The following is a 7,067-nucleotide window of genomic DNA, read 5'->3' on the forward strand; positions in this document are numbered from 1 at the left end:
ATGGGTGCCATCGTTTGCTTCGGCGAAATTTTGATCGATCTACTAGCACAGCCGCCGGCCTCGGCCGACACCCCGCGTGCGTTCCTGCAGTACGCCGGTGGGGCGCCGGCCAACGTCGCGGTGGCGGCTGCGCGGCTGGGTGCGAAGACCCAGTTCGTCGGCATGCTGGGCCGTGACATGTTCGGCGACTTCCTGGCCGACAGCCTGGTCGAGCACGGCGTGGGTACCGATTACATCGTGCGCACCGACGCGGCCAAGACGGCACTGGCCTTCGTGGCCCTGGATGCCAATGGCGAGCGCAGCTTCAGTTTCTACCGCCCGCCGGCGGCTGACCTGCTGTTCCGTGACAGCGACTTCCAGGCGGCGTGCCTCGACAGCGCGCAATGCTTCCACGTCTGTTCCAACAGCCTGACCGAGCCGGCCATCGCCGAGGCGACCTTTGCCGGCATGGACCGTGCCCGCGCTGCTGGTGCGGTGGTCAGCCTGGACCTCAACCTGCGTCCTGCCCTGTGGCCGGCGAACGAGGACCCGGCGCCGCGCCTGTGGCAGGCGCTGGAACGCGCCGACCTGGTCAAGCTGTCGCGCGAGGAGCTGGACTACCTGGCCGCGCCGCTGGGCGCCGATGGCGAGGCGGCGGTGCTGCGGCGCCTGCTGGCCGCGCGGGCGCGCTGGGTGATCGTCACCGATGGTGCAGCCACGCTGCACTGGTACACCCGCGACAACCACGGCACCGTCACCAGCTTCCGCGTGGCCACGGTCGACACCACGGCGGCCGGTGATGCCTTCGTCGGTGGCGTGCTGGTTGGCCTGCTGGAGCGCGGCGGGGCCGGTGCCGGTTTTACCGCCTTCTGCCAGGACCCGGAGGCGATCACCGCCACGCTGCGCTTCGGCGCAGCGGTCGGCGCGCTGGCTGTTACCCGCAAGGGCGCGTTCGCCGCGATGCCCTCGCTCGATGAAGTGCAGCAGCTGCTGCAGGCACAGGACATTACTGCATGAGCACCTCGCCCGATTTCCGTTCGCCCGCGTTCCTGCGCGCGCACATCGCCGATACCATGGCGTTCTACCATCCGCGCTGCATCGATCCGGACGGTGGCTTCTTCCACTACTTCCGTGACGACGGCAGCATCTACGATGCCAGCCATCGCCACCTGGTGAGCAGCACCCGTTTCGTCTTCAACTACGCGATGGCCTACCGCGAGTTCGGCAATGCCGAGTACCGCGACGCGGTCGAGCACGGCGTGCGCTACCTGCGCGAGGTGCACCGCAACCCCGCCACCGGCGGCTATGCCTGGACCCTGCGTGATGGCAAGGTCGAGGACGACATGAACCACTGCTACGGCGTGGCCTTCGTGCTGCTGGCCTACAGCTGCGCGCTGAAGGCAGGTATCGAGCAGGCCCGCGCGTGGATGGACGAGACCTGGCAGCTGCTGGAAGCGCGCTTCTGGGAGCCGCAGCACGGGCTCTACAAGGATGAAGCGGATGGCCAGTGGAACTTCACCGGCTACCGTGGACAGAACGCCAACATGCACATGTGCGAGGCGATGCTGGCCGCGTTCGAGGCCAGTGGCGAGCAGCGCTATGTGGAGCGCGCGCTGCAGCTGGCCGACAACATGACCCGCCGCCAGGCGGCCAAGGCCGGCGGGCTGGTCTGGGAGCACTACGATGAGAACTGGGAGATCGACTGGGACTACAACCTGGACGACCCCAAGCACCTGTTCCGCCCGTGGGGCTTCCAACCGGGGCACCAGACCGAGTGGGCCAAGCTGCTGCTGATCCTTGATCGCCACGTGCAGGCCGACTGGCTGGTGCCGACCGCGCAGCACCTGTTCGACGTGGCCGTGGCGCGCAGCTGGGACGAAGCGCGAGGTGGCCTGTACTACGGCTTCGCACCGGAATCGCGCCGGCAGCCGGGCATGGATGGCGCGCCGATCGGTGGCGACAGCTTCGTCTGCGACGACGACAAGTACTTCTGGGTGCAGGCCGAAACGCTGGCTACTGCCGCGCTGATGGCCAAGCGCACCGGTGATGACCGCTACTGGCAGTGGTACGAGCGCATCTGGGCGTACGCGTGGGAGCACTTCGTCGACCATCAGTTCGGCGCCTGGTTCCGCATCCTCGATGCCGACAACCGCAAGTGCAGCGACGAGAAGAGCCCGGCCGGCAAGGTGGATTACCACACCATGGGCGCGTGCTACGAAGTGTTGAACGTGGTGCGTTGAGGCGCGTGTCGCCATACGCATGATGAATCGGAATCAGTAGCGCCGGGCCACGCCCGGCGGAAAAACAGGAGCTCCGCGTGCATCGTCTTTCCCTCGTTGTCCGTCTGCTCCTGCTGCTGGTCGCAACGTCGGCCTTCCCGGCAATTGCAGCGCCTCTGCAGGCACAGTGGGAGTTCCGCATGCTGCCCGGCGACGCGCAGGGCGCCGCCCACCCAGGCCTGCAGCAATGGCGTGCGGCAACGGTGCCGGGCAGCGTGCACACCGACCTGCTGGCGCATGCGCTGATCCGCGACCCGTACGTGGGTGCGCCCGAAGCGGAGCTGCAATGGATCGGCCTGGCGGCCTGGGAGTACCGCGCGCGCTTCGACGTGGACGCGGCGATGCTGGCCAAGCCCCATGCCGAACTGCGCTTCGACGGGCTGGACACTTATGCCGAAGTAAGCCTCAACGGCAAGCCGCTGCTGCGCGCGGACAACGCGCACCGGACCTGGCGCGCGCGCGTGGAAGGGCATCTGCGCGCCAGGGGCAATGAACTGCAGATCGTGTTCCGCTCACCGATCCGCACGCTGCTTCCGGGCGTACAGGCGATGCCACACAGGATCGCTGGCAACTACCCGTCGCCGTATGGCGATGAGCCGAAGGACGCGATGGTCGGAAACTTCGCGCGCAAGCCGGCCTACCACTTCGGTTGGGACTGGGGCCCGCGTTATGTCACCGCCGGGGTCTGGCGCGGGGTCGACCTGCAGGCCTGGGATACGCACCGCCTGACCAGTCTTGCCGTGCGCACCGATGCATTGAGCGCGGAGCAGGCGAAGCTGGCGGTGCTGCTGCAGGTGGAGCAGGGCAGCGCCACCGGTTCTGCGGTCGTCAATGTGGAAGTCCTCGATCCGCAGGGTCGCAGCGTGGCCCAGCAGCAGCGCACCGTACTGCTGAAGCCCGGGCAGAACAGTGTTGAACTACCGATTGAACTGGCGGAACCGAAGCGGTGGTGGCCGGTCGGCCATGGTGCGCAGGATCGCTATACCGTGCAGGCGCGCCTGGATGGCGGTGCCGACGCAACGCTGGTGCGCGAGCAGCGCATCGGCCTGCGCACGGTCGAACTGCGCCGCGAAGAGGACGGCAAGGGCGGGCAGGGCTTCGCCTTCGTCATCAACGGCGTGCCGATCTTCGCCAAGGGCGCCAACGTCATTCCGTTCGATGCCTTCCCCGCACGCGTCGACGCAGCACGTCTGCGCCAGGTGCTGACCGCCGCGCGCGACGCCAACATGAACATGCTGCGCAATTGGGGCGGTGGCTACTACGAGGACGACGCGTTCTTCGACATCGCCGACGAACTGGGCCTGCTGGTCTGGCAGGACTTCATGTTCGGCGGCGGCATGCAGCCGGGCTACGATCCGGCCTTCCGTGCCAGCGTGGTGGCCGAGGCGCGCGACAACGTGCGCAGGCTGCGCCATCACCCCAGCATCGTGCTGTGGTGTGGCAACAACGAGGAAGAAACCGCCTGGAAGGACTGGGGTCACGGCCGCGACCTGAAGGCGGCCGACCCGGCATTTGCGGCGAAGGTCTGGCAGGGCTATGTCGACCTGTTCGGCAACGACCTGCGCCAGGTGGTGGGCGAGGAAGGACTGGGCGTACCGTACTGGTCCAGTTCGCCCAGCAACGATCTGGACGAGAAGGCCAACGATTCCACCCGCGGCGACAAGCACTACTGGCAGGTCTGGGGCAATCCGGCGCTGCCGGTGCAGGCCTACCTGCGTGAGACGCCGCGCTTCATGTCCGAGTACGGGCTGCAGGCGTGGCCGTCGGTGGCGACGGTGGACCAGATCGCCACCCGCGCCGAACAGCGCATCGACAGCCCGGTGATCCGCGCGCACCAGAAGTTCATGGCCGGCGAGGGCAACAGCCGCCTGCTGCACTACATCGAACAGGGCTATGGCACGCCGAAGGACTTCGAGGACTTCGTCTACCTCAGCCAGGTCATGCAGGCCGATGGCATTGCACTGGCGGCGCTGCATCATCGCGCCTCCCGGCCATACACGATGGGTTCGCTGTACTGGCAGCTCAACGATGTCTGGCCAGGCGCCTCGTGGTCCAGCGTGGATTACTTCGGCCGCTGGAAGGCGCTGCACTTCGCCGCGCGGCGCTTCTTCGCGCCGGTCACGGTAGCCGCGCTGCGCGATGAGGGCAGCACGCGGGTACGCCTGATCAATGACGGTGTGGCGCTGGATGCACGTTGGCGGCTGCGGGTGATGGACGTGGAAGGGAAGGTGCTGCGCCGTCGCGAGGATGCGGTGACGCTGGCGGCGTCGGGCGTCACCTCGATCGGTGATTTTCGCGATGCCGAGTTGCTGGCCGGTGCCGATCCGAAGCGCACGGTGGCGGTGTTTGAGCTGCTGCAGAACGGGGCGGTGAGCGCACGGCAGGTGGTCGGATTCGTCGAAGCCAAGGACCAGGTATTGCCGCGGCAGAAGCTCAAGGCCACCTTGTCCATCGAAGGCGACCACTATCGACTGCGGCTGGAAAGCGCGGCGTACGTGCGCGCGGCGTGGATCGACTTCGGCGCGCTGGACGTGCAGGTCGAAGAAAACCTGCTGGATCTGCTGCCGGGCGAAACCCGCGATATCGCGGTGCGCGGCCCGGTGGATCTGGTTACCCTGCGCGAGGCGCTGAAGGTGAAGACCCTCAACGAGCGTTGAGGGATATCCCGCTTTGGTAGGTGCCAACCTTGGTTGGCACACCAGGAGCCTGCCAACCAAGGTTGGCCTCTACCATTTTGCTTACAGCTGGATCTGCTGGAAATTCTCGACCCGCTCGTGGCCGTTGGCGGACTGGCCGGTACGCGGCATCGGGTAGTCATCCAGGCGGTCGATCAGCCGGGTCTGCAGGCCGGCTTCGCGGGCAGCATCCAGTTCTTCGACCACATCGGACAGGAACAGGATCTCGCCGGCCGGCACGCCAATGGCCTGCACGATGCGGCGGTAGCTGTCGGCCTCACGCTTGCCACCCATCTCGGTATCGAACCAGCCCGACACCAGCGGGCTGAGGTCACCGGCATCGCTGAAGCCGAAGAACAGCTTCTGTGCCGGCACCGAGCCGGAGGAGTACACGTACAGCGGCAGGCCGGAGGCATGCCAGCCCTTCAGCACCGGTGCCACTTCCGGGTAGAAGTGCGCGGTGTAGTCGCCGCGACGGTAGCCCTCATCCCAGATCAGGCCCTGCAGCGCCTTCAGTGCGGTGTGCTTGCGGTCCTGGTCAATCCAGCCCTGCAGCGTCTCGGCCACCAGGCTGTCCTGGCAGGCGCCGCCGATCTCGGTAGCCACCGCGTCCAGCCAGCGGCGGACCTCCGGCTGCTGGCCATGTTCGGCGACGAACGCGGGCAAGGCCTTGCGGGCATAGGGGAACAGCACGTTCTTGACGAACGAGATGCTGCTGGTGGTGCCTTCGATGTCGGTCAGGATGACGCGGGGCTGCATGGATCAGGACGCCTGGGTAGGTACGTAACGGGGGAACTTCTGCGCGATGTCGGTGCCGGTGAAATGACCCACCCAGCCGTCCGGCTCGGTGAAGAAGCGGATCGCCACGAAGCTCGGTTCATCGCCCATGTCGAACCAGTGGGTGGTGCCATCGGGCACGGCGATCAGGTCGTCCTTCACGCACTCGATCTCATAGACCTTGTCACCCACGTGCAGGGTGAACAGGCCCGAGCCTGCGACGAAGAAGCGCACCTCGTCTTCCTTGTGGAAGTGCTCGTCGAGGAACTTCTTGCGCAGCTCGGCGCGGTTCGGGTTGTCCGGGGCGATCGAGGCCACGTCCACGCTCTTGAAGCCGCGCTCGGCGACCAGGCGGTCGATGTCCGCACGGTAGGCGGCGAACACTTCCTCCTGGCTGGCGCCCGGCGCGACTGGCGCGGTGGCCTGCCAGCGCTCGAAGGTGACGCCGATCTTCTGCAGCTCGGCAGCGATGACCGCGCCGTCCTGGGTGTCCAGCAGCGGCGATTCGGGGCGGGTGTCGTCGTAGATGCGCAGTCGGCTCATGGCGGCAGCTTGAACGTCTCGGGGGGAAGACAGGGTAGCAGGGTGGGGGCGAGGCGCAGATTCCGGATCGGCATCTGCACCTGCGCGCAGGCTCAGCCGCGCAGCTTGCGCAGCTCGAGCTCGCAGTGGAACAGGAATTCGAAGGCTTCCAGGTGGCGGCGCGCCTCGGCCATGTCACGGCCCCAGGCATACAGGCCGTGGCCGTCGATCAGGTAACCCCACAGGTTCTGCCGGTCGAGCAGGTCGTCGACATGCGCCGAGAGCACGTTCATGTCCTGGGTGTTGGCGAACACCGGCACGTCGATGGCCATTTCATGGGTGCTGTTGCCGGCGAAGGCCTTCAGCAGCTCGTAGCCTTCCAGGCGGATATGACCCTGCGGCGCGTACAGGCGCGAAGCGATGGTCTGCACCGGCGAATGCGTATGCAGCACACAGCCGATTTCCGGGAAGCGGCGGTACAGCTGGGTGTGCAGCAGGGTCTCGGCGGACGGGCGCAGCGGGCGACCGACGGCCAGGCCGTCGAAGTCCACCACCATGATGTCGTCCTCGATCAGCCGGCCCTTGTCCTTGCCGGACACGGTGATCGCGGCGTGGCGGTCATCCAGGCGGTGGGAGAAATTGCTGCTGGTGGCCGGGGTCCAGCCGGCGTGCGCCAGTTCGCGGACGTTGTCGATCAGCAGCTGGGCCAGTTCGCTCAGGCGCGCGGTGTCGTACGGGAAGGTGGGGGCGTTCATGCCGGCGATTTTACTGGATTCGGCCAACGGCTGAGCCCCTGGTGGCGGGTCGTGTAGAGCGGTTCATGGGCGGGGCGGGG

Annotated in this window: 6 protein-coding genes; 3 read left to right on the forward strand and 3 right to left on the reverse strand. The window is 66.9% G+C overall.

Translation table 11 applies throughout. The features are described 5' to 3' along the window. From VG561_RS13285 to VG561_RS13295, 3 genes are all read left to right on the forward strand, one after another. The gene (locus tag VG561_RS13285; protein ID WP_046430385.1) at positions 1-996 is read left to right on the forward strand and encodes a carbohydrate kinase family protein; all 996 of its coding nucleotides are present in this window, start codon (positions 1-3) and stop codon (positions 994-996) included. After that, positions 993-2,219, forward strand: a complete 1,227-nt coding sequence (locus VG561_RS13290; protein WP_423179668.1) for an AGE family epimerase/isomerase — start codon at positions 993-995, stop codon at positions 2,217-2,219. Before VG561_RS13285 ends, VG561_RS13290 begins: the two co-directional genes overlap by 4 nt. A gap of 77 nt (positions 2,220-2,296) precedes the next feature. After that, positions 2,297-4,915 carry a beta-mannosidase gene (locus tag VG561_RS13295; protein WP_423179669.1) on the forward strand — a complete coding sequence of 873 codons (2,619 nt, stop codon included), beginning with the start codon at positions 2,297-2,299 and terminating at the stop codon, positions 4,913-4,915. Between the two features lie 81 nt (positions 4,916-4,996). Here the strand turns inward: VG561_RS13295 and mtnC are convergent, their stop codons facing one another. The 3 genes from mtnC to VG561_RS13310 form a co-directional block, all read right to left on the reverse strand. Continuing rightward, positions 4,997-5,692 carry an acireductone synthase gene (gene mtnC / locus VG561_RS13300; RefSeq protein ID WP_014646969.1) on the reverse strand — a complete coding sequence of 232 codons (696 nt, stop codon included), beginning with the start codon at positions 5,690-5,692 and terminating at the stop codon, positions 4,997-4,999. Between the two features lie 3 nt (positions 5,693-5,695). Further along, complete coding sequence (locus tag VG561_RS13305) at positions 5,696-6,253, reverse strand: 1,2-dihydroxy-3-keto-5-methylthiopentene dioxygenase (RefSeq protein ID WP_005409451.1); 558 nt, start codon at positions 6,251-6,253, stop codon at positions 5,696-5,698. 92 nt (positions 6,254-6,345) lie between these two features. Next, a complete protein-coding gene (locus tag VG561_RS13310) occupies positions 6,346-6,987 on the reverse strand; it encodes a methylthioribulose 1-phosphate dehydratase (RefSeq protein WP_134808818.1) in 642 nt (213 codons plus the stop codon). Positions 6,988-7,067: the final 80 nt, after the last annotated feature.

This window comes from Stenotrophomonas sp. CASM110 (assembly GCF_049384345.1).
Taxonomy (GTDB): domain Bacteria; phylum Pseudomonadota; class Gammaproteobacteria; order Xanthomonadales; family Xanthomonadaceae; genus Stenotrophomonas; species Stenotrophomonas muris.

Coding starts and splice junctions, on each gene's coding strand:
- VG561_RS13310 (WP_134808818.1), bottom strand. CDS start 6,987: ATGAACGCCCCCACCTTCCCGTACGACACCGCGCGCCTGAGCGAACTG.
- VG561_RS13305 (WP_005409451.1), bottom strand. CDS start 6,253: ATGAGCCGACTGCGCATCTACGACGACACCCGCCCCGAATCGCCGCTG.
- VG561_RS13285 (WP_046430385.1), top strand. CDS start 1: ATGGGTGCCATCGTTTGCTTCGGCGAAATTTTGATCGATCTACTAGCA.
- VG561_RS13290 (WP_423179668.1), top strand. CDS start 993: ATGAGCACCTCGCCCGATTTCCGTTCGCCCGCGTTCCTGCGCGCGCAC.
- mtnC (WP_014646969.1), bottom strand. CDS start 5,692: ATGCAGCCCCGCGTCATCCTGACCGACATCGAAGGCACCACCAGCAGC.